Here is a 21,693-nt window from a genome sequence, read left to right as displayed (position 1 = left end):
TACATTATAGCTCAAACTATTAGAAAGTGCCACACCATTTTCAAGACTTTTACAAAGAAATTCGGTGAAAAAAGAGCTCCTTTTTTGGTATAATAGTAAAAAACTTGTAGAAAAAGAGGTAAAAACGTGTTTTACGCTTATTTACGTGGGCTTGTTGTCTTCCTTCTTTGGATTATCAATGGTAATGCCCATTACCACAATCGCGATAAATTATTGAACAAGGATGAAAACTATATCTTGGTTGCTCCGCACAGAACTTGGTGGGACCCTGTTTATATGGCTTTTTCAGCCCGTCCTAAGCAGTTTATTTTCATGGCTAAGAAAGAACTCTTCAAGAGCCGTATCTTTGGTTGGTGGATCCGTATGTGTGGAGCCTTCCCAATTGACCGTGAAAATCCTGGTCAAGAAGCTATCAAGTACCCTGTTAACATGCTTAAGAAGAGTAACCGTAGTTTGATTATGTTCCCAAGTGGTAGCCGCCATTCATCTGATGTTAAGGGTGGGGTTGCAGTTATCGCTAAGATGGCTAAGGTTAAGATTATGCCGGTTGTCTATCAAGGACCTCGTGAACTCAAGGGGCTCTTGACAGGTGAACGTGTGGATATGAACTATGGTAATCCCATTGATATTTCAGATTTGAAGCGTTTGAATGACGAAAATATCCAAGAGGTTGCTCGTCGTATCCAGTCTGAATTTGATCGCCTTGATGAGGAAGCTTTGAGCTATCAAACAGGCAAGAAACCCAATCCTTTGACTTATATTTACCGAGTACCTCTCGGTATTGCGGCTATCATTGCGGTACTTTTGACCATGGCTTTCTCATATGTAGCTAGCTTTGTTTGGAATCCTGAAAAACATCGTGCCAAAGAAACTCAGAAATAAGCTAAAAACTCTATCAGACATAGATCTGATGGAGTTTTTTACTTTTTGATATTTTTTTAAAATTTTTTACGAATAAGAAAGGAAATATATCAATTAAGGAGAATAGCGTGAAGGAAAAGATTCTAGCCTATGTCAAAGATAATCGTCTGTTTGTGAGTGTCATCGCTGTACTGATGGTGATTTTTTGCTTCTTTCTATGGATGACTTGTGGTGCCGGCAACAGCATGGAGGCGGAGACGTCTTATACAGATGTGACAACATTGTCAACCTCCTCATCCAAAGAAGGGTCAAAATCACTTACTGAAGTGTCTTCTCAGTCAAAGACGGAAGAAAGTGAAAAGGATAAGTCAAAAGTAACAGTGGATGTTAAAGGAGCCGTAGTCAAGCCAGGGGTTTATACGCTAAAAGCGGGCACTAGAGTGACTGACGCCATCAAAGCCGCTGGGGGAATGACCGAGGATGCGGATGCTAAGAGTGTTAATTTAGCCGCAAGCTTGTCAGACGAAGAGGTTATCTATGTGGCAACTAAGGATGAAAACCTTTCTGTCCTTGGTCAATCAGGAACTAGTCAGGATTCTGACAAAGGAGGACAAACTAATGCTAAGGATGGGAAAATTAACTTAAATACAGCGACTGCAGAGGAATTGCAAACCATTTCTGGAATTGGAGCTAAGCGAGCAGAGGATATCATCGCCTATCGTGAAAGTCATGGAGGCTTTCAATCCGTAGATGACTTGAAAAATGTCTCAGGAATTGGAGATAAAACATTAGATAAAATCAGAGAGTCCCTCTATGTGGCTTAAAAAAGCTCCAATCAATCTTTTTTCCTTGTCTCTTTTAATAGCTGCCCTTTATTTTACGATTTTTGTCACTAATGTTTACGCTATTGGGACTTTTGTCTTTCTTATGGTCTGTTTTTTGAAGCATCATTGGAAGAATAAGACAGCCCTAAAGTTGGTGGGACTTGTAGGTAGTTTCTTTTTGGTCTACTTTTTATTCTTGCACCACAGAGCTAGCATACAAGATAAACAAGCCCCTGCTGAAATCAATCAGGTGACTCTGATTGCTGATACGCTATCGGTTAATGGTGAGCAATTATCCGCTATCGGTAAGGCCAAGGGACAAAACTATCAGGTCTTTTACCGACTCAAATCTGAGAAGGAGCAGCATTTTTTCAAGACTACTAGTCAAACGCTAGTATTAAAAGGGAAAATTACGTTAATCCCAGCAACTGGTCAACGTAATTTTCAAGGGTTTAATTATCAGTCTTATCTTGCCAGTCAAGGTATTTATCGAATCGCTCAGATTGAGCGCTTGGACCAAGTGGTACCTCAAAAATCTCTATCTCCCCTAGCTTTTTTCCATCAACTGAGGAGGAGGGCTTTGGTTCATATCCAGACGCACTTTCCTAGTCCTATGAGACACTATATGACAGGCCTGCTCTTTGGGTATTTGGATAAGGAGTTCGGTGAGCAGAGCCAGCTTTACACAAGTCTAGGTATTATTCATCTATTCGCACTTTCGGGGATGCAAGTGGGCTTTTTTCTGGGATGGTTTCGCTACGGTCTCCTACGCTTAGGTCTTCCTAAAGATTATCTATTTATCGTCTTGCTGCCTTTTTCCTTATGTTATGGCTTAATGACAGGATGGACAGCTTCAGTCCTACGTTCCTTGGTTCAAAGTTTGCTGGCTGAGTTTGATATTAAAAAACTGGACAATATGGGAATAACCTTGCTTCTATTGTTTCTCTTGTTACCTCATTTTCTCTTAACAGTGGGAGGTGTATTAAGTTGTTCCTATGCCTTCTTGTTGTGTTTGTTTGATTTTGAGGACTTGTCATCTTTAAAGAAATCAATCTATACGAGCTTGGTATTGAGTCTTGGGATTTTGCCCTTTTTAACCTACTATTATGGGACTTTTCAACCAGTTAGTTTGATTCTCACTACAATCTTTTCAATTGTATTTGATAGCTTTCTCTTGCCTGTATTGACGGTATTCTTTGCCCTCTCAGGACTGGTAATCTTTTCTCAAATCAACCCACTTTTTGAATGGATGGAGTCCTTTTTGACTTGGATACAATCCTGGATAGGTCAACCTTTGATTTTAGGGAAACCTAGTTTGTTTCAGTTTGGCTTGATGATAGCTGTATTGATTTTGCTCTTTGATTTTTGGAAAAAGCCTCAGTTTAGGATTTGCCTTTTGATGATTTTTGGTCTTTTGATGGTCTGGGTCAAACATCCTTTAACCAATGAGGTGACTGTGGTTGACGTTGGTCAGGGAGATAGTATTTTTCTGAGGAGTATGAAAGGCGAGACTATCCTAATTGATGTGGGTGGCAAGGTGACGTTTGGAGCTAAGGAAAAATGGCAAGAGTCTAGCCAGACGAGCAATGCGGAGAAAACCTTGATTCCCTATCTACAGGCTAGAGGAGTGTCTCAAATTGATTATCTAGTCCTGACGCATACGGACACAGACCATATTGGTGATTTGGAAGAAGTGGCCAAGTGTTTTAAGATTAAGGAAATCTGTGTCAGTCAGGGGGCTTTGACTAAGCCTAGCTTTGTTAAAAGACTTCGGACTATAAAATGCCCAGTTCACACTCTAAAGGCTGGCGACAAATTACCCATGATGGGAAGCAATCTACAGGTTCTTTATCCAAATAAAGTTGGTGATGGCGGTAACAATGATTCGATAGTTCTTTACGGAAAGCTATTAGGAAGCAGTTTTCTGTTTACCGGTGATTTGGAAAAAGAAGGAGAGGAGGAACTGATGGTCAGCTATCCAACTTTAAGGGCAAGCGTCCTCAAAGCTGGACACCACGGTTCAAAAGGTTCTTCGTCTGAAGCTTTTTTGGACCAGCTGCACCCCTCCCTTGCACTTGTTTCAGCTGGTGAGAACAATCGTTATAAACATCCAAATGATGAAACAATAGAACGTTTTAAGCAACGCCACATTAAAATTTTACGAACAGATAAAGACGGAGCCATCCGTTTTAAGGGCTGGTTTAAATGGTCAAGTGAAACTGTCCGATAATTGTTAGAGTTCTTAATTTGTCATGCACCTCAATCTATGGTAGAATGTAAAAGCTAATATTCCAGTATAAGAAAGATTGAACAGTATGCGTAAAATTATCATCAATGGTGGTAAGAAACTTCAGGGAGAAGTTACAGTATCAGGGGCTAAAAATTCAGTTGTTGCATTGATTCCAGCCATCATTTTATCTGATGGAGTGGTTACCCTTGACGGGGTACCATCAATCAGCGACGTCGATAACCTAATTGAAATTATAGAAGTAATGGGTGGTTCTGTTAAGCGTGATGGCGAAACACTTGAAATTGATCCACGAGGCGTTAAAGATATGCCAATGCCATTTGGTAAGATTAACAGCCTTCGTGCTTCTTACTATTTCTACGGTAGCTTGCTTGGACGTTACGGTCAAGCAACAGTAGGTTTGCCTGGTGGCTGTGATTTGGGACCACGTCCTATTGACCTTCACCTTAAGGCTTTTGAAGCGATGGGTGCTAGCATTTCCTATGAAGACGAATCTATGCGTATTGCGACTGATGCTGGTCAACGCATTAAGGGTGCTCATATCTACATGGATACGGTCAGTGTTGGAGCGACTATCAATACCATGTTGGCAGCGGCTAAGGCTGACGGTCGTACGGTCATTGAAAATGCAGCGCGTGAACCTGAGATTATTGATGTGGCAACACTTTTGAATAATATGGGTGCGCGAGTACGTGGTGCTGGTACAGAAGTGATCACGATTGACGGTGTAGAAAGCTTACATGGCACTCGTCACCAGGTTATTCCAGACCGTATTGAAGCGGGTTCCTATATTGCTATGGCCGCGGCTATCGGTAAGGGAATTAAGGTTAAAAATGTTCTTTATGAACACCTTGAAAGTTTTATTGCTAAACTTGAAGCAATGGGTGTTCGTATGACAGTTGAAGAAGATGCCATCTTTGTTGAAGAGCAAGGTGATTTAAAACCTATTGACATTAAGACATCGCCTTATCCAGGTTTTGCGACGGATTTACAACAACCGATGACACCATTGTTGTTGAAAGCAAGTGGTCGAGGAAAAATTATTGATACGATTTATGAGAAGCGTGTGAACCACGTTCCTGAATTGGCTCGTATGGGTGCTGATATTCAGGTACTCGGTGGACAAATTGTTTACAATGGTCCAACGCAACTCTCAGGTGCGCCAGTAAAAGCCAGTGATTTGCGTGCAGGTGCTGCGCTTGTTACGGCAGGTCTTATGGCAGAAGGTCAAACTGAAATTACCAATATTGAGTTTATTCTTCGTGGGTATTCAAATATCATTGAGAAACTTTCTGACCTTGGTGCAGATATTCGTTTGATTGAAGATTAAGTCTAAGGTTCAACCCCTCGTGGTTGAGCCTTTTTCCATTTCTAAAACTGTGTTATAATACTATCATGGATATTTGGACTAGTCTGGGTGCTTTTGCCTTCTTTGAGTCGGAGCGCCTTTCTTTTAGACCACTCATCTTTTTGGATCGTTTTGATTTACACGAAATTGTATCAAATCCTAAGAATCTACAATTTTTCTTTCCTGCCACTCAAACACAGCATGAAACGGATTGCCTTTTGGTTCATTACTTCATGAAGGAGCCTCTAGGTGTATGGGCTATTGTAGATAAAGAGTTAGAAAAGATGATTGGCGTCGTTCGTTTTGAAAAGATAGATGTCCAGAAACGGACTGCAGAGCTTGGCTATTTTTTGAATGTCTCATACTGGGGTAGAGGATTAATGACAGAGGCAGTTACTTGTCTGTCAAATTTGGCTTTGACAGCTGTGGGAATGGATCGTATTATTCTTATTGCCCACTTGGAAAATAAGGCATCGATTCGTGTAGCGGAGAAGTCTGGCTTTAAACTTGTGTCCCGCTTTAAGGGAGCAGACCGATACACCCGTACCATGCGTGATTATCTCCGCTTTGAGAAGGAGGAGAACTGTGAGTAAACATCAAGAAATTCTAGATTATCTAGAGGCCTTACCTATCGGTAAGCGTGTTAGTGTGCGTAGTATTTCGAATCACTTACAGGTTTCTGATGGAACTGCCTATCGAGCAATTAAAGAAGCTGAAAATCGAGGGTTGGTTGAGACACGTCCTCGGAGTGGGACAGTTCGAATTGAAAAGAAAGTCCAGGTTCGCCTTGATAAGCTGACCTTTGCGGAGATTGCGGAGATTACAGAGTCTGAGGTTATCTCTGGTCATGAAGGTCTGGAACGTGTCTTCAGTAAGTTCTATATCGGAGCCATGACTATTGAGAATATCACCCGTTATCTAACCAAAGGAGATCTTCTTATTGTTGGGGACCGTGAGGATATTCAATTGCTTGCCCTAGAACACAATAATGCTATTCTAGTGACGGGGGGCTTTCGGGTTTCCGATAGGGTCAAAGAGCTTTCACGTTTGAAGCAATTTCCAGTCATGGTAACAACTTACGATACTTTTACCGTGGCAACCATGATTAACCAGGCACTTTCGAATGTCCGTATCAAAACAGACATCAAGACTGTGGCTCAAGTCTATACCAGACGAGAAGACTACAACTACATGACTCCAGAAATGACAGTCAGGGATTTTCAGAATTTGGTGAAACGAACGAACTTGGTGCGTTTTCCTATTCTGTCTGAGGCTGACAAGGTGATTGGGATTGTGACCATGCGAGATGTGTCTAATCAGCAACCGACGACCATGCTCAAGGCAATAATGACCAAGCCGACGGTGACACGACTTGAGACTAGTCTGGCAACTGTGGCCCAAAAGATGATTTTTGAGGACTTTGATATCATTCCTGTTGTGGATGAAGAAAAACACTATCTAGGTGTTATCACCCGTCGTCAGGTTTTGGAAGAACTTCAGGACAATAATCGTGGCAACTTGCACACCTTTAGCGATCAAATGATAGCTAACCTAAACCAGGACAAGCATGCTTTCAGCTTTGAGGTCGAGCCCACTATGATTGATAATTCTGGAAACCTCACTCAGGGTGTTCTTGCAGAGATGGTTAAAGAGGTTGTCTATCGTATCATGGAAAAGCAGGAACAAAATGGTCTTGTGATTGAAGAGATGATGTTTTACTTTCTTCAGGCAGCTCAGATCGATGATAAGGTGACGATTACACCAAGTATTATCGCTGAAACCAGACGTAGAGCCCATCTGGACCTTATGGTTACTCACGGAAATCATACCGTCTGCAAATCAGTCGTTGTGGTTAAGAAAACTTAGTAACTAAAAATAAAAGATATAAAGAAAACGGAGAAAACAATGATTACATTAAAATCAGCACGTGAAATTGAAGCAATGGATAGGGCAGGGGATTTTCTTGCTAGCATTCACATTGGTCTACGTGACCTCTTGAAACCAGGAGTAGACATGTGGGAAGTGGAAGAGTATGTGCGTCGTCGTTGTAAAGAAGAGAATGTCCTTCCCCTTCAGATTGGGGTTGAGGGAAGCATTATGGATTACCCTTATGCGACATGCTGTGGCCTTAATGACGAAGTGGCACATGCCTTTCCACGTCACTATATTTTGAAAGATGGTGACCTCTTGAAGGTTGATATGGTCTTGTCAGAACCTATCGATAAGTCAGTCCTTGATGTGTCAAAATTGGATTTTGACAATGTTGCTCAGGTTAAAAAATACACGGAATCATATTCTGGCGGTTTGGCTGACTCATGTTGGGCTTATGCGATTGGAACGCCATCTGACGAAGTTAAAAAACTTATGGAAGTAACACGTGAGGCTATGTACCTTGGCATTGAACAAGCGGTAGTCGGTAACCGTATCGGTGATATCGGTGCAGCTATCCAAGAATATGCTGAAAGTCGTGGTTACGGTGTTGTTCGTGATTTGGTTGGACACGGAGTTGGGCCAACAATGCACGAAGAACCAATGGTGCCAAACTATGGGGTGGCTGGACGAGGTCTCCGTCTCAAAGAAGGAATGGTTTTGACTATCGAGCCGATGATTAACACTGGTACTTGGGAAATCGATACTGACCTTGAAACGGGTTGGGCTCACAAAACTCTTGACGGTGGACTTTCTTGTCAATATGAACACCAATTTGTTATCACTAAGGATGGTCCAGTAATTTTGACTTCTCAAGGCGAAGAAAGAACTTATTAGTATGAAACGACAAGGCATAATGGCCCGTCTCCTGGATAAACTCCAGTGGCGCCCTTTGCAGGTTTATCTTAGTCATTATCGTAGTGCAGAGGTAGATATTTCAACTATCGCAGTGGCTTACTATCTTATTTTGACGGTTTTTCCACTTATTGTCATTGCGGCAAATGTCTTTCCCTATCTGAATATTGATACGACTGATCTCTTGAAGTTTATGAATGAGCATCTTCCTAAGCAGTTTTATGCACCTGCAGCTAATGTTGTTAAAGATATCTTCTCGACACCTTCTGGACAGTTATTGGGAGTTGCCTCTTTGACGGGATTTTGGACCATGATTAAGTCCTTATCTTCGCTTCAAAAGGCGATTAACAAGGCATATGGTGCTTCAGAACACCGTGATGTCTTTATTAGCCACATTGTTGGTGGTTTCATGAGTCTGGTCATCTTGTTCCTGCTCACCTTTGCACTAATGCTGTCTACGATTATTCAGTCGGTCCTTAGAGTTATTACACAGACCTATCCTATTGGTTCCAAGATGACTCAGTTTATTTTAAATAGTATCCAGCCTCTGAGTATTGCAGTTGTCTTCCTGGGAATGATGGTGCTTTATTTTGTGCTTCCGAATGTGAAGATTCGAAAAATCCGCTATGTTATGCCAGGGACTATCTTTACGACTTTAGTGATTGGCTATTTAAGCAACTTGTTTGGAACTTATGTGATTCGTACCTTGAGTCGATTAGTTGATATCAAGTTATTTGGATCCATTATGATTTTCGTCTTCATGCTTTGGTTCATCTTCTTGGCCAGGATTTTGATTTTGGGGGCCGTCTTTAATGCGACCTATCAAGAGCTTAGACAGGGTGAACTGAAAAGTAGAAGAGGAGATGTGATTACTATTATTCAGAGCTTTTCTGGAGACGGTAGTGACAGCAAAAAACACAAAAAAGATGAGGATGATTCCTAGATGATAAAGAGAGCTTGGTGAGATCCAGGCTCTTTTGACGGGAATATTATCCTTTGTAGATAATAAAAAGATAATGATTATGGAGGAAAAATGAAAAAACAAACTGTTCGTGATTTAACACATATTGCTATTGTGGCAGCTCTTTATGTAGTCTTGACTGTTGTGCCACCTTTTAACTTAACTTCGTATGGTCCCTACCAGTTCCGAATTGCAGAAATGTTCAATCTTTTAGGATTTTATAATCGCAAGTATATCATTGCCGTGACTTTGGGCTGTGTGATTGCTAATTTCTTTAGCTTTAACATGATTGATGTGGTTGTCGGAAGTCTCTCGACACTGGTCTTTGTCGGTTCAGGTGTTTATTTCTTCGACCGATTTAAGAACCAAGATATTTTAGGTGGACTTTTTGACAAGGCTCATGTTTACTTTGCCTTTTACTTCTCATTCTTCATGGTGACAATTGCGGCTGAGTTGACCTTGGTTACTCAGGCACCATTTTGGGCAACTTGGTTCACTGTTGCTATGGGAGAATTGGCTTCTCTCTTAGTTGGTGCAATTCTTATTAAGAAATTGGCCAAAGTTATTGATTTTGTTTCCTAAATTAACGTCTGTAAAGGCGTTTTTTTCTGCTTTTATGTTAAAATGTTCCTATGGAAAAACGAATGAAAGAGCTGGTTGTTAAACTTAACCAGTATGCAAAAGAGTATTATACGGAAGATAATCCATCAGTGTCAGATGCCGAGTATGATAAGCTTTATCGTGAGCTTGTAGCTTTGGAGGCTGAACATCCAGAACTTGTTCAAGCAGATAGTCCAACACATCGTGTGGGAGGGCTGGTACTTGATGGTTTTGAAAAATATCAACATGAGTATCCGCTTTATAGTTTGCAGGATGCTTTTTCACGAGAAGAGCTAGATGCCTTTGATAAGAGGGTTAAGGACGAATTTCCTAATGCTGATTATATGGCTGAACTCAAAATCGATGGGCTTTCTATCTCGTTGACCTATGTGGATGGTATTCTTCAGGTAGGTGCGACACGTGGTGATGGTTCTGTAGGTGAGAATATCACTGAAAATGTCAAGCGTATCTCAGATATTCCTCTGAAGTTGGACCAACCTCTTAATATTACGGTGCGTGGGGAGTGTTACCTGCCTCGGGCTGAGTTTGAACGCATCAACATCCAACGCCAGGAAAATGGTGAGGCCGAATTTGCCAATCCACGTAATGCTGCAGCAGGAACTCTTCGTCAATTAGATACCAAAGTAGTTGCAGAGCGTCGTTTGGCGACTTTCCTTTATCAGGAAGCTAGTCCAACGGAACGTCTAACACAAAATGATGTCTTAAATGAAGTGGCAGAACTCGGTTTCTCTGTTAATCCACGACGCATTGTCACATCATCGATGGATGAGATTTGGGACTTTATTCAAGCTGTAGGAGAAGATCGTGATCACTTGGCCTATGACATTGATGGTGTTGTCATCAAAGTCAATAGTTTGGCTATGCAAGAAGAACTCGGTTTTACAGTTAAGGCGCCACGTTGGGCTATTGCTTATAAATTCCCGGCTGAGGAAAAGGAAGCAGAGCTTCTCTCAGTGGACTGGCAAGTAGGTCGTACGGGTGTAGTAACGCCGACTGCTAATTTGACTCCAGTGCAATTAGCGGGGACAACGGTTAGTCGAGCCACCCTTCATAATGTAGATTACATTGCCGAAAAAGACATTCGTATCGGTGATACCGTAATTGTCTACAAAGCTGGTGATATTATCCCTGCTGTACTTCGTGTAGTAGAGAGTAAGCGTACGACACAGGAGCCGATGGAAGTACCGACTCAATGTCCATCTTGTGGCAGTGGTCTTTTACATTTTGAAGATGAAGTTGCCCTACGTTGTATCAATCCTTCTTGCCCTGCTCAGATTAAGGAAGGTCTGATTCATTTTGCCTCTCGAGATGCCATGAACATCGCAGGTATGGGACCTTCAGTGGTTGAAAAGCTCTTTAAAGCTGAATTGGTTAAAGATGTGGCTGATATCTATGGCTTGAACAGTCAGGATTTCCTTCAATTGGAAGGTTTCAAGGAAAAGTCGGCTGAAAAACTTTACGCAGCCATTCAAGCATCAAAAGAAAATTCTGCAGAGAAATTGCTCTATGGCTTGGGTATTCACCATGTTGGCGCCAAAGTTAGTAAGCAGTTGCTAGAAGCTTTTGGCAGCATACAAGAGTTAGCCAGTGCAGATGTCGAGGCTATTGCTGCTGTAGATGGTTTAGGAGAGGTTATTGCCAAGTCCATCCAGCGCTATTTTGCTAAGGAGGAGGCTCAGGTTCTTATGAAAGAACTGGAATCCTATGGCGTTAATTTGTCCTATCTTGGACAAAAGGTGGCAGATGATGCTATCTTATCTGGTAGGACAGTTGTTTTGACAGGAAAATTGGAGCATCTTAAACGTAGTGAAGCAAAGGCAAAACTAGAAGCTCTGGGTGCTAAGGTGACAGGTTCTGTCTCTAAGAAAACAGATTTAGTAGTTGCTGGTAGTGATGCCGGAAGTAAGTTGGAAAAAGCACAAAGCCTAGGAATTGAAGTAAAAGATGAGGCTTGGTTGCTGGATTTATAGGAGTTCAATATGAAACAAAAACGTGCCCGCTTAATTTATAATCCAACATCTGGACAAGAAATTATGAAAAAAAATGTTGCCGAGGTCTTGGATATTCTGGAAGGTGCTGGCTTTGAAGCGTCAGCCTTTCAAACAACACCAGATGAGAACTCAGCAAAAAATGAGGCCACTCGTGCGGCCAAAGCAGGCTTTGACTTAGTTATTGCTGCTGGTGGCGATGGTACAATCAATGAGGTTGTTTCTGGGGTTGCCCCGCTTAAAAAACGCCCACAAATGGCGGTTATTCCAACGGGAACGACAAATGACTTTGCACGCGCCTTGAAGATTCCAAGAGGAAATCCTGTTGAAGCAGCCAAGGTTATCGCTAAAAATCAGACCCTTCAGATGGATATTGGCCGTGCCTATGATGACAAATACTTCATCAATATTGCGGCTGCTGGTTCCTTTACGGAACTAACCTATAGTGTACCTAGTCGCTTAAAGACAGTACTTGGTTATTTGGCCTACCTTGTTAAGGGGGCAGAGTTGTTGCCACAAGTTAAGAAGGTTCCTGTTCGTATTACGCATGATGAGGATGTTTTTGAAGGTGGTCTTTCCATGATTTTCGTTGCCTTGACCAATTCAGTTGGTGGCTTTGAAACGATTGCCCCAGATGCTAAACTGGATGATGGTAAATTTACTCTAATCATGGTTAAGACAGCTAACCTCTTTGAATTGGTTGACCTCATTCGTCAAATTCTCCAAGGTGGTAAACACATCTATGACAAGAGAATTTCCTATATCAAAACGAGCTCGCTGTATATTGAGCCTTTAAGTGATGATCGTATGATGATTAACCTCGATGGCGAATACGGTGGTGATGCACCAATTCATCTCCAAAATCTGAAGAATCATATTGAATTTTATGCAAATATTGATGAGATTTCTGATGATGCCATCACTCTTCCAGATACAGACGAATTAGCTCTTGAAGCCATCGCACAAAAATTCAGTACAGAAGCTGAAAAAATTGAGAATGACTAATGTTAAACCTTTAAGCAACCTAAGATAGGTTGCTTTTTTAGTATATTTGTAGAAAATGACGCTTTCATTTGTTACAATAGAAAAAACTGGGAAATTGTTATATAGAATATTTAGAGGAGTAGAGGTTTAATAAAGAGAACGAACATTATTTAAGTGATGATCATCTAAAGAATGGTGATCAGGCTTTCGAGTCGGCTTTTAGTAATCAAGGGCCAGAGTTTGACTCTGCTTTTCAGGAGGAAAAAGCTGAAAAGCGACATTTCTTTTTGACTTTTGTTTTGCCATTGATACTCTTAAGTGTGAGCTGGATGTCGGTCTTCTTATCTTGGAGGTATAAGCCGATAATTCTGTATCTGGCTGTAATTGTGGCTTGTTTTGTCCTTGCTATCATTCTCTTTAGAATGGGACAGAAGCGAGGTAGATTTCTCTTTACCGCAATCGTGCTTGCCCTGATTGGATTATCCTTCTTTGCAACTTTAGGTGGTTCTGTCTATCGAGGTGCTATGAAAAAATACAGGCTGATCCAACAAGTATCCCAGTCAGAACTTGATGAGGAGAAACCCGACAGTGATGATCCAAAAGAGTACGAAGATAAGTCTGCGATTTATAACTGGACGGAAGAAGATTTTGAAAATCTGAAACCCAAGGTTGATACCTTACGTTCGATTATTAAAAGTCATGGTAAGGGCAATTATGTCGAGATGGAATCCAGTGGTCTCAAGGTGAGATATGACCGTGGAGATGGCAATGAGTATATTGATCTCTCTTTTGTGAAGGACGAAAAGGGACGCTTTGTTTATGATGGTGGAACAGCGACTTATCCACTTGATGGCGTCACTGAAGTTGCTAACTATAGCAGTAATTGGACTGAAGAACAGATAAATAGCTTACGTACCAAAGACCAAGCTTATTTTGGACCAACAACATCCTTGTCTGAGGTAGTGAGGGAACATCCTCAGGCAAAAGAGGCCTGGAGAAGTATAAAGGTCCATTCATCAGGAATCATGCATAAGTCAGTTGATCTTGATTACACTGATCAGAATAGTCCTATTGAGAAAGCACAATTGTTAAGACTCTCTTTTGAGTATAACGAAAAGAAAAAGGACTATTATTTGAGCTATAATTCTGTGGATCGTGGCCACTGGTGATGACTATCTATGATAATTAATAACTAGACAGCAATTTTTTAGTAATAAGAGGTTTGATTATAAAGGGGGATTTTATAATGACAGCATCAAAAACCAAACGTCTCTTGTACTTTATGTCCGAATTGGAAAAGGGAAATGACATTTCAAAAACGGACTACCTAGCTCGCTTTGGTATCAGTGAGCGTACGCTTAAAGAGGATGTGAGTGAGCTCAAGGAGAACTTGACTGAACTCCGTCCAAATATGAAGGTTAAGTATTCCAGAAAATACGGTTCCTACCATGCTCAGTATGAACAGGGCTATGGTAACCTTAAATACAACCAGGCAGTTATCCTATCTAAGATTCTTTTAGAGAGTCGTGCCCTTCGAAAGGATGAAGTAGCAGAGATAATCAACATCTTTGTTGAGAGGGCTGTAGACGACAAGGAGCGCAGACGTATCAAGCGATTGACTGAGCTAGAATTAGATAGTTATCAAGAACTTAAGATTTATCAGGAACAAGATAAGTCACTCTTACCAGCTATTTCAGCCATTTTCGATGCCATTGTGGACCAACGTCCATTGTCATTTAGTTACCGTAAGCCAGGAGAAAAAGTGGAGGAATATAAGGTCTTTCCAATTTCAGTCATTTTTGACAACCATTATTTTTACTGTATTTCTTACAAACTGGATGATAACTTTACTTGTGATTATCAGTTCTCTGAAATCCGTTATTTCCGTGTAGATCGTTTCCAGACCATTCACAAATCTGAAAATGATTTGGCTTTCACGCTCAGTCCAGAACAAAAAGACCGTCTTATTACAGATGAGCAGGTGCGTTATCAGGCTTTCTCAATGCTTTCTGGTAACGAGTGGGCTCGAATTACCTTTGAGTATAAAGGACTTTACCGTGATGTCTTGGAATCAGATATTCCAAAACTAAAATTGCTTGAAGAAAGCACTAGTGATGGTGTTGATCAGGTCCGTTATGAGATTGAAACCTTTAGTTTATTAGGTTTTCAGAAGTACATTCAACGCTTTGATGGGGATTTTGTGTTCCTCAAGATTGAAGCATTAGATAACAAATGAAAAAGGCCTTCGGTTATCCGAATGCCTTTTTAAATCTGACAAAAATAGTATAATTGTGTTAAAATAGGAGTACGGAAACGTTATCATTTCCATAAGGAGGGAAAATATGAAAGAAAAGAAAAAAGAAATGCAAAAACAAGTCTTAACTCTTTTAGGAATCTTGATTTTTGCTTTTGTCAATGTGTTTATCTTTGATAATAAGATGGGCGCTGGTTTTTCTGCCTTCTCAACTATCACCCTGATGAGTATTGGACTCTTATCTAAGCGCACCAGTCTGCGAGTTTTGGCCATTATTTCCTATCTCATCAATGTGGTAGCAGCCGTTTTTGGCTTCAACTACGTTGGTTTTCTAACAGCAGTTCAAGCCATTGAACTTATCTTCGTTATCTGGTATCTTTACCCACGTGACACGTTTTTGAGACGAGATACAACTGATAAATACACTTACCGCTATCGTTGGATTCATTTGCTCTTGACGGTTTTAATCTCAATTGGAGGTTATATCGTTTTTACAGTTGTTTCTAGTATTTGGAATGGTTCCTTCCTAGAATACGGTGGGAACACAGCTCTCATCTTTGCCATGCAATATTTACTCTTTTTGAGTATTACCAAGTCAAGGGAAGATGAACCGACCAAGGTTGCTCATTTGTTCCAAAAGGAACGCCGTACTAAGGAAATGAAAGCGGCAATAGAGGCTGAACGCCAAGCCAAAGAAAGAGCACTTGCACAAGCCTTCGAGGTACCTTTAAAGGCACCTAATCAAACGGCTGCAAAATTTGGTAACAATATGATCAAATTTGCATCTGTCTGGCTTTTGGTGATGGACATGTCCATCTTGGCTTATTTCTTCCGTCCAAATGATGTTGGCTTCGGCTTTGGTGCCTTCTTTGTACTCTTGACCATTGTCTTGTCCTTGATTTTCAAATCTGAGGAAGACAAGGAGGACGTTTTCTCTATCATCTATCATAAGGTCCGTCCTATTCAACCTATTTTCTTCATTTTACTTTTGATTGCCCATGCGCATAAGTTCAGCTACGGTGCTGCTTACGCTCTCTTGTTCTCAGCTGCTTATTTCTTCTGGGCTATCAATAAGATTAATATGAAGACCCTCTTGACCTTTACAGTCATCATTTATTTCTTCCCAGTCTTTGGTTATCTCTCTAACCCATACCGTCTGGGTGCTGAAAATCTTAAGATGGTAGGTGAACTGGTGACAGATCGTGAGAAGTCTAATACCTTCTATCTCGGTCATTATTGGTCACTTCTAGGTCTACAGAGTGATGGTGAATATGAAGGAGTCCCTACTTCTTGGCAGGCTGCTAAGTTCGCTGACATTCAGACATTCTCTGATGATAGTGACATTACTTCAGGTGTTTTCCAAGTGAATAGCCACAATGATTATGATTATGATTTGCATTTAACAAATAACAAGGGCACCATTGAAGTCACAACTGGCTCTGGAAAAGATAAGAAAGAATACCAGTTCACTGACTTTGCCAGAACCTACTATCGATATGAAAAATTGAAAAAAACGGATAACCAAAAGCGTTATAAAGATTTTTACAAGGTAGGTACTGTTTCGACTGAGTTGGGAACCTATAATCTTTACCTCGAAATGAATCAAGATTGGGTTGATGAGTATCAAAAAGATCCTACTAATGTTGACTACCGTTTGCTTATCTCTGGTGACAAATTGACACCAAAAGAAGCTTACAAGAAAGCATATCATTACTAAAAAAATATCTCTGCACATTGCAGAGATATTTTTGTTTTTGTCAGTCTTTATATCCTCGTTTAGCTAATTCTCGTACCAGGACTGCTCCCAAAATCGCAGGAACTAATTGTCCCAGGAGGAGATTAATAACGAGAGCAAAATAAGGAAGTTTGAGTAAGGCGCTAAGCCAGATTGGTACCACTAAGGCAGGAACGAGTAGGATTGGAAGGATGATGAACCAGCTAGATAACTTAGCTTTACGGATGAGGTAGATGCTACCAGTTGTTAAAAAGCTAGCACAGAAACCACCAACCACGTCAATCAATCCCAAACCTCCAAAAGAGTTAGCGATGGCATTAGCCAGACTAATTGGAAATACTAAAAATGGGAAGATGTAGGTTAATCCATATAAAGCAGTGGCCAGACGCATCTGAACCGCACCAAAGGAAATGGCTTGAGATACAAAGAGGATAGCGATGTAAAGAGCCATCATAATAGCTGACAGAACGAGCTTTTGAGTGGTATTAAGTTTGGTTTTCATAATTTCTCCTTAATTGGGCATAGTAAAAGAGTAGCAGTTCTACTCTTTTTGTGATTTAGGTCTAGAGTTATTTTATAAATCAATCTCTAAGACAATAGGTGTGTGGTCTTGGCGATCACCAGAGTCAATCATGTCTGATTTTGTGACCTTATCGGCAATACGGTTTGAAGTCAACCAGTAGTCGATTCTCCAGCCTGTATTGTTGATTTTAGATGTTTTACTACGTTGGGCCCACCATGTATAGGCTCCTGTAACGTCGCCATTGAGGTGACGGTAGGTATCTGTGAAACGTTTGGCAAGGAGGTTAGTGAAGCCAGCACGTTCTTCATCTGTAAAACCAGGTGAACGACGATTACTTGAAGGGTTAGCCAAGTCGATTTCCTTGTGGGCAACATTGTAGTCACCAGTCGCAAGAACGGGTTTCTGAGCGTCCAATTCAGCTAGGTAATCCGCATATTTTTCATCCCAGATTTGACGTTCAAGCAGACGTTTGAGGCCATCACCAGCATTTGGTGTGTAGACCTGTGTCACAAAGAAATTGTCAAATTCGAGAGTGATGATGCGCCCTTCACAGTCCATGGTTGAAGGTGCCCCAATTTCAGGATAAGTAATGACCGGTGTCAATTCTTTTTTATACAAGAACATGGTTCCAGCATAACCTTTACGGGCAGGTTCAACAGATGAACGCCAAGTATTGTCATAGTCAGGGAAGTAGTCTTCCAAGATTTGCAGATGTTTTTTAGTCGGACCTTTGGCAGACAGTTTTGTTTCTTGAATAGCAATGATGTCTGCATTTTCGGCGACTAAAGTGTCGATAACAGCACGTGACAATTGAGCACGTGCAGAATCACTAGTAAGAGCGGCGTTTAGGGAATCAATATTCCAAGAAATTAATTTCATGTGTACAGTTTCCTTTTTTGAATCTTTCCTTTCTATTGTAGCAGAAAATAAGGTGTCAGGCGAGTTATGGGCTTGATAAGGGAAGCTAGGAGGAGTATACTTATCTTAGATTGAGAGGTACATATTAATGAAAAAGCAATCCTACATTTATTACTTGTTTTGGGGTCTCTTGTTGATACAAGTCTTTCTTACAATCATGATTTGGTGGTCACAGGGGCTAGTGCTTCCTCTTGTTATTTTTCCGGGGATGAGTTTCTTCTTTTTATTTCACTTAAGGTATCTCTTAGGCTACAACCTTAAGCAATCTCCCTCAGAACCCTTATTTGTCCTCCGTAGGTATGGCCTTGGAACCAGTTTAAATCCCAAAAATCCCCTAGGCTATAAGATTAGTCTCCTAGTGGTCGTGGGTGCTTTAGTTTTACTTTTCTGCCTAACCCTATTAGCCTTTCTTGGAAAATAGAGTCTTAGGTTTTTTTATTTGTAATTATCACTAACTAGTTATAATGTATTCTCATAACAAATAAAAGAATCACTGGAGGAAAGATTTATGACGATTGAACTTGGCAAGGTAATCATACTCAGTCTGTTGACAATCGCCCTGTGTATCCACGAGCAGTCCAAGATGATTTGCCGATATGGGTAGCGACAGGTGGTCACATTGAGTCGACCATTCAAATTGCGGAAAAAGGTTTGCCAATTGCCTATGCTACAATTGGGGGAAATCCGAAGGCCTTTACTAAATTAGTAGAAGTTTATAAGGAAATCGGTGCTCGAAATGGTTATTCGGATGAACAACTTAAGGTGGCTGCTCATTCTTGGGGATGGATTGAAGAAAATAATTTCCAAGCGATAGAAAATTATTTTTATCCAACGAAACAAACGGTGGATAACATTGCTAAGGATCGCCCACATTGGTCTGAAATGACTAAAAAGCAGTACTATGCTAGTGTTGGACCAAACGGAGCCATGTTCGTTGGGGACCCCGCTCACGTCGCTCAAAAAATCATTCGTATTATTGAAGATTTACAGCTAAATCGCTTCATGCTTCATCTCCCAATTGGTTCTATGCCACATGAGGCTGTTCTAAAGGCTATTAAACTTTATGGTGAAGAAGTGGCGCCGATTGTTCGTCGTTATTTTGAAAATAAAGGATAATTGGTTGAAGGTAAACCTCAAGTTCTCTATACTATTGTCATCATCCCTGTTCTATGATAGGATGGAAGATAATTGATAAAGAGAAGAGGAAAATTATGCGAAAGCTGTCAGAAGCAGAATGGATAAGTCGTTTTGAGCAAGTTCAAGGGCGTAAACCGAAACCCGATGAACTACAATTAGCTTATCAGTCTGGCCTTATTGGAATCTCGAAAAATTATAATTATATCTATATTCTTCTGGGGGCTCTAGTAGCGATCGTCGTTGGCATTGGCTTGACTCTAGTCTCTAGTTCAATGAAGAACGTCAAACAGACTAAGTCGTCTACCACAGTAGCTAGCTCGATATTCTCATCGACAGATAAGGCTAGTGCAAAGCCAAGTGATTCATCGAGCAAAAATACGAAGTCAAATGAATCTAGCAGTGCAAGTATTGATACACCTGACGCTAATCATGCCAAGGAAGCCTATACTGAAAATCCACGTTGGACCAATGACAAAGCTAGTCGACTTGCTAGTTTGATGGTTTCTTGGGGCAATCAGATGAATCAGCCAGGATACAAAGAAATTACCAATGAAGCTTCTTCCTTGCCTATGCGTTGGATGTCGGACCATAACCAGACTGTGGATGCTACTTATGCTGCAAATGGTAATAGCAATTCGGAGTATACCATTGTTTCGGTATACGAGAGATGGGAGAATGTTTCTGTTCACCGTTATTTCTTTACCATAAAAAAAGATGGGACTCCCTTTGTTCTTTATTCACCTACTACTAATGGTGGTGTGTATTATGTCAAAGAAACAGAAAACGCAGACCTTAAATCAGGGTATGCAGATATTGTAAACAATTAAAAACTAGGAATCCAGCTAGATTCCTAGTTTTTAATTTGAAGACAAGTCAAACTGTGGTCAGCTCTTCTACAGCCATTCGCTCTTATTTAACCTTCTTAGCTAACATGGTTGCAAATTGAAGGGCGATGGGATTGCCATGCTCATCTAAACGGTGAAGGTGACCAAGATTTTCATTGTACTTGATTAATTCCCAGTCACTATAGTAGTTTTTCAACTCACCCTCTTCAAAAGTAAATGGGAAAGGCATGGTACAAGGGTGCTCCTCAGTGTCCATGGCACAAACAATTAGGTTGTAGCCACCGACAACAGTACGCTCTTGCATATTCTTGATAATAGCAGGAATTTGATCGGGATCAAGGAACATAAAGACCACTGTTGAGAGGATGAAATCAAAGGTCTCAGACTCAGGAAGAGCAGCAGCATTGATATCGTAGTAGCCAGCTCTAACATTGTAATTTTCCTCATCTGCAATCATTTGGATGCGTTGTGTAGCTTCGTTATTAACATCAACGGCTGTAACATCATGTCCAAGAGATGCCAAATAAAGAGCGTTACGGCCGTGACCACAGCCTAGGTCGAGGGTGCGACCAGGTTTGATATGGCCAGATTGGACTGCTTCAAGAACCTCGGAGTGAGCCTTAGTGTCATACTTTTTAGCCATGTAGTCCTCAGGTTTACAGTAAAAAGAAAGATAGCATTCCAAATCATCTGAAGCAGCAGCGATGCGATGCCAAGCTTGTGGTTCAACAAAAGGAATCTCTGTCTCGGGGGTAAAGAGGTGCTCTGCAGTAACCTGTCCTTGTTCGTCTAATTCGTAGAAGCGAAGAGATCCTGATAGAATGGTCAATTTAGCCCAAGTTCCTACCTTAGTATTGTGTTTTTGCGTCACCATTTCTGGAAGTGTTGTAGCTGTCCAGTTTGGTAAACGTTTGTAGCAAAGAAGTTGCTGATTTATAGTCATTTTATGAGTTCCTTTCAAACGGTATGGCTCTATTATAGCAAAAGTATGGAAAAATAAAAAAGGCCTAGCCGGGTGAGCTAGACGCTTTTCTTGTGAGAGATCTGATAATCTAGGAATGGGGAAAAGTGTTTGGGGAAGATAGGTATAAATGTTAAGAAGGGTTCCTAGACTATTTAAAAAATGTTTATGAGAACAATAAGTTTTAAATGATAAAAGACTTACCTATAACTCATTAGGTCTCTCTTTACATTATCTATTGTACCAAAAAGATTGAGAGAGAACTTACAAATATTTAAAACGTGTAAGAAAAAATCATGAACAGTCATTTTCTGGTCTTGAATGGTAATTTGTGAAAGTTTTTCTGAGTGTTAACAAATCTACTAGGATAATATCGATGACTATGTGCTTTAACTACACTAAAAAACGCCTAGCTGCTGTTGCTAGACGTTCTTTATTAGGAGAGATCTGGAAATCTAGGAATGGGGGAAAAGTGTTTGGGGAAGATAGGTATAAATGTTAAGAAGGGTTCCTAGACTATTTTTATTCTGTTTATGAGAATAATGAGCAAAAACTAACAAAGTTTAGTCTTCCAACTCATCCGGTCTCTCTTTACATTTTCTATTTTACCAAAAAAAATGAAGAAAACTTTACATAATCAAAAAATGTGTAAGAAAAAATCATGAACAGTCATTTTCTGGTCTTGAATGGTCATCTCACTT

The 21,693-nt window shown here is 40.6% G+C and carries 18 protein-coding genes and 1 pseudogene; 16 read left to right on the top strand and 3 right to left on the bottom strand.

Going from position 1 to position 21,693, the window contains the following annotated elements; all coding sequences use genetic code 11:
- Positions 1-126: 126 nt before the first annotated feature.
- From NYE32_RS07685 to NYE32_RS07620, 14 genes are all read left to right on the top strand, one after another.
- Positions 127-882 (top strand): 1-acyl-sn-glycerol-3-phosphate acyltransferase, encoded by a 756-nt coding sequence (locus NYE32_RS07685; RefSeq protein WP_073689619.1) that lies wholly within the window; start codon positions 127-129, stop codon positions 880-882.
- A gap of 107 nt (positions 883-989) precedes the next feature.
- On the top strand, positions 990-1,685 hold the full coding sequence (locus NYE32_RS07680; RefSeq protein ID WP_073689618.1) for a helix-hairpin-helix domain-containing protein: 696 nt from the start codon (positions 990-992) through the stop codon (positions 1,683-1,685).
- A complete protein-coding gene (locus NYE32_RS07675; RefSeq protein WP_073689617.1) occupies positions 1,675-3,915 on the top strand; it encodes a DNA internalization-related competence protein ComEC/Rec2 in 2,241 nt (746 codons plus the stop codon). Before NYE32_RS07680 ends, NYE32_RS07675 begins: the two co-directional genes overlap by 11 nt.
- An 85-nt stretch (positions 3,916-4,000) precedes the next feature.
- Positions 4,001-5,263, top strand: a complete 1,263-nt coding sequence (locus NYE32_RS07670) for a UDP-N-acetylglucosamine 1-carboxyvinyltransferase (protein ID WP_073689616.1) — start codon at positions 4,001-4,003, stop codon at positions 5,261-5,263.
- 65 nt (positions 5,264-5,328) lie between these two features.
- Entirely contained in the window at positions 5,329-5,874 is a 546-nt protein-coding gene (locus NYE32_RS07665; RefSeq protein ID WP_073689615.1) for a GNAT family N-acetyltransferase, read from the top strand.
- Entirely contained in the window at positions 5,867-7,147 is a 1,281-nt protein-coding gene (gene spxR / locus NYE32_RS07660; protein WP_037598368.1) for a CBS-HotDog domain-containing transcription factor SpxR, read from the top strand. Before NYE32_RS07665 ends, spxR begins: the two co-directional genes overlap by 8 nt.
- Before the next feature lie 39 nt (positions 7,148-7,186).
- Entirely contained in the window at positions 7,187-8,047 is an 861-nt protein-coding gene (locus NYE32_RS07655) for a methionyl aminopeptidase (protein WP_004183173.1), read from the top strand.
- A gap of 1 nt (position 8,048) precedes the next feature.
- A complete protein-coding gene (locus NYE32_RS07650) occupies positions 8,049-9,008 on the top strand; it encodes a YihY/virulence factor BrkB family protein (RefSeq protein WP_073689614.1) in 960 nt (319 codons plus the stop codon).
- Positions 9,009-9,098: 90 nt separating this feature from the next.
- Positions 9,099-9,608: a QueT transporter family protein gene (locus NYE32_RS07645; protein WP_073689613.1), complete on the top strand. Its 510-nt coding sequence runs from the start codon at positions 9,099-9,101 to the stop codon at positions 9,606-9,608.
- A gap of 50 nt (positions 9,609-9,658) precedes the next feature.
- Positions 9,659-11,617 (top strand): NAD-dependent DNA ligase LigA, encoded by a 1,959-nt coding sequence (ligA, locus tag NYE32_RS07640; protein WP_073689612.1) that lies wholly within the window; start codon positions 9,659-9,661, stop codon positions 11,615-11,617.
- 9 nt (positions 11,618-11,626) lie between these two features.
- Positions 11,627-12,640 (top strand): diacylglycerol kinase, encoded by a 1,014-nt coding sequence (locus tag NYE32_RS07635; RefSeq protein ID WP_073689611.1) that lies wholly within the window; start codon positions 11,627-11,629, stop codon positions 12,638-12,640.
- 401 nt (positions 12,641-13,041) lie between these two features.
- On the top strand, positions 13,042-13,788 hold the full coding sequence (locus NYE32_RS07630; protein ID WP_339156974.1) for a hypothetical protein: 747 nt from the start codon (positions 13,042-13,044) through the stop codon (positions 13,786-13,788).
- 77 nt (positions 13,789-13,865) lie between these two features.
- Positions 13,866-14,855, top strand: a complete 990-nt coding sequence (locus NYE32_RS07625; RefSeq protein WP_073689610.1) for a WYL domain-containing protein — start codon at positions 13,866-13,868, stop codon at positions 14,853-14,855.
- 106 nt (positions 14,856-14,961) lie between these two features.
- Positions 14,962-16,590, top strand: a complete 1,629-nt coding sequence (locus NYE32_RS07620) for a hypothetical protein (RefSeq protein WP_156685247.1) — start codon at positions 14,962-14,964, stop codon at positions 16,588-16,590.
- Between the two features lie 40 nt (positions 16,591-16,630).
- Here NYE32_RS07620 and NYE32_RS07615 read toward each other — a convergent pair whose 3' ends face one another.
- Together NYE32_RS07615 and NYE32_RS07610 are read right to left on the bottom strand one after the other, a co-directional pair.
- Entirely contained in the window at positions 16,631-17,110 is a 480-nt protein-coding gene (locus tag NYE32_RS07615) for a QueT transporter family protein (RefSeq protein ID WP_002891543.1), read from the bottom strand.
- A 72-nt stretch (positions 17,111-17,182) separates the two neighbouring features.
- The gene (locus tag NYE32_RS07610; protein ID WP_155198216.1) at positions 17,183-18,010 is read right to left on the bottom strand and encodes an exodeoxyribonuclease III; all 828 of its coding nucleotides are present in this window, start codon (positions 18,008-18,010) and stop codon (positions 17,183-17,185) included.
- A 561-nt stretch (positions 18,011-18,571) separates the two neighbouring features.
- On the opposite strand from NYE32_RS07610, the pseudogene NYE32_RS07605 reads away from it, so the two are divergent.
- Together NYE32_RS07605 and NYE32_RS07600 are read left to right on the top strand one after the other, a co-directional pair.
- Positions 18,572-19,165, top strand: a pseudogene (locus NYE32_RS07605) (LLM class flavin-dependent oxidoreductase); the annotation flags it as partial.
- 95 nt (positions 19,166-19,260) lie between these two features.
- On the top strand, positions 19,261-20,013 hold the full coding sequence (locus NYE32_RS07600) for a DUF4767 domain-containing protein (protein WP_073689608.1): 753 nt from the start codon (positions 19,261-19,263) through the stop codon (positions 20,011-20,013).
- Positions 20,014-20,095: 82 nt separating this feature from the next.
- On the opposite strand, the gene tehB is transcribed toward NYE32_RS07600, so the two are convergent.
- A complete protein-coding gene (tehB, locus tag NYE32_RS07595) occupies positions 20,096-20,974 on the bottom strand; it encodes an SAM-dependent methyltransferase TehB (RefSeq protein ID WP_073689607.1) in 879 nt (292 codons plus the stop codon).
- Positions 20,975-21,693: the final 719 nt, after the last annotated feature.

This window comes from Streptococcus sp. FSL R7-0248 (assembly GCF_037967965.1).
Lineage (GTDB): Bacteria > Bacillota > Bacilli > Lactobacillales > Streptococcaceae > Streptococcus.
Note: the sequence above shows the minus strand (reverse complement) of the source record. Positions and strands in the feature narration are given on the sequence as shown.

Excerpts from the sequence above, each read along its gene's own strand:
- NYE32_RS07625 (WP_073689610.1), top strand. The coding sequence starts at position 13,866 with ATGACAGCATCAAAAACCAAACGTCTCTTGTACTTTATGTCCGAATTG.
- NYE32_RS07665 (WP_073689615.1), top strand. The coding sequence starts at position 5,329 with ATGGATATTTGGACTAGTCTGGGTGCTTTTGCCTTCTTTGAGTCGGAG.
- NYE32_RS07655 (WP_004183173.1), top strand. The coding sequence starts at position 7,187 with ATGATTACATTAAAATCAGCACGTGAAATTGAAGCAATGGATAGGGCA.
- NYE32_RS07635 (WP_073689611.1), top strand. The coding sequence starts at position 11,627 with ATGAAACAAAAACGTGCCCGCTTAATTTATAATCCAACATCTGGACAA.
- NYE32_RS07650 (WP_073689614.1), top strand. The coding sequence starts at position 8,049 with ATGAAACGACAAGGCATAATGGCCCGTCTCCTGGATAAACTCCAGTGG.
- ligA (WP_073689612.1), top strand. The coding sequence starts at position 9,659 with ATGGAAAAACGAATGAAAGAGCTGGTTGTTAAACTTAACCAGTATGCA.
- NYE32_RS07645 (WP_073689613.1), top strand. The coding sequence starts at position 9,099 with ATGAAAAAACAAACTGTTCGTGATTTAACACATATTGCTATTGTGGCA.
- tehB (WP_073689607.1), bottom strand. The coding sequence starts at position 20,974 with ATGACTATAAATCAGCAACTTCTTTGCTACAAACGTTTACCAAACTGG.
- NYE32_RS07600 (WP_073689608.1), top strand. The coding sequence starts at position 19,261 with ATGCGAAAGCTGTCAGAAGCAGAATGGATAAGTCGTTTTGAGCAAGTT.
- NYE32_RS07615 (WP_002891543.1), bottom strand. The coding sequence starts at position 17,110 with ATGAAAACCAAACTTAATACCACTCAAAAGCTCGTTCTGTCAGCTATT.
- NYE32_RS07610 (WP_155198216.1), bottom strand. The coding sequence starts at position 18,010 with ATGAAATTAATTTCTTGGAATATTGATTCCCTAAACGCCGCTCTTACT.
- NYE32_RS07630 (WP_339156974.1), top strand. The coding sequence starts at position 13,042 with ATGGGACAGAAGCGAGGTAGATTTCTCTTTACCGCAATCGTGCTTGCC.
- NYE32_RS07620 (WP_156685247.1), top strand. The coding sequence starts at position 14,962 with ATGAAAGAAAAGAAAAAAGAAATGCAAAAACAAGTCTTAACTCTTTTA.
- NYE32_RS07670 (WP_073689616.1), top strand. The coding sequence starts at position 4,001 with ATGCGTAAAATTATCATCAATGGTGGTAAGAAACTTCAGGGAGAAGTT.
- NYE32_RS07675 (WP_073689617.1), top strand. The coding sequence starts at position 1,675 with ATGTGGCTTAAAAAAGCTCCAATCAATCTTTTTTCCTTGTCTCTTTTA.